We start from the raw sequence: 684 nt of genomic DNA, 5'->3' as shown, positions 1-684 counted from the left end.
TCAATCGGACGCCAAGCAGATCCTGGCCATGTTCCACGACCCGGCGAGCCAGGCGATATTCAGCCTGGACAAGGAAATGGCCACCCAGGTGATCGAAGGCTTGTTCGCCAACGAGGCTGTCCATTTCGCTGCCATCGGTCATCCAGATGAACCGCCATTGGCCAGTCGCGAACGGCCACTGAGCACCCCCTCTTATCGTTTCATCACTGATCTGCTGTTCGGCGTCGAGCAGAGTTTCAGCATTCCGCTACGGGGACGGGCACCTTATAACGAATATTATGGCGAGCTGCGCCTGACTCTGGAGACTGCACCCTACGGTCAGAAATTCCTGCGCTACTCGCTGATCATTCTCATCTCCGGGGTATTGCGCGCCCTCGCCATGGCCGGTGCACTGTACCTCGTCTATCACGTGCTGCTGACCCGGCCATTGGCACGCATCATCGACTACATCGCCCATACTCAATCCCGAGCAGCCGGGAAAAATGATGATTCCCATGCTGCCAGGTCAGGAGCGCAACGAACTGGGGCTCTGGATCACCAAGATCAACGAGTTGCTGCACTCCATCGAACGCAACCGCAACCAGCGCTATGAGGCCGAAGCCAACATGCAACACATGGCCCGGCATGATCAGTTGACTGGGCTGCCAAACCGCAGCCTGCTGTTGGAGCAACTGGCGCGCATTC

At 57.9% G+C, this 684-nt stretch carries 1 pseudogene; it reads left to right on the top strand.

Annotated elements, in window-relative coordinates:
* Positions 1 to 592: pseudogene (locus AC2W7E_RS16220) on the top strand (hypothetical protein); the annotation flags it as partial.
* Positions 593 to 684 lie beyond the last annotated feature (92 nt).

The organism is Microbacterium sp. CFSPD4_SD4 (assembly GCF_057364585.1).
Note: the sequence above shows the minus strand (reverse complement) of the source record. Positions and strands in the feature narration are given on the sequence as shown.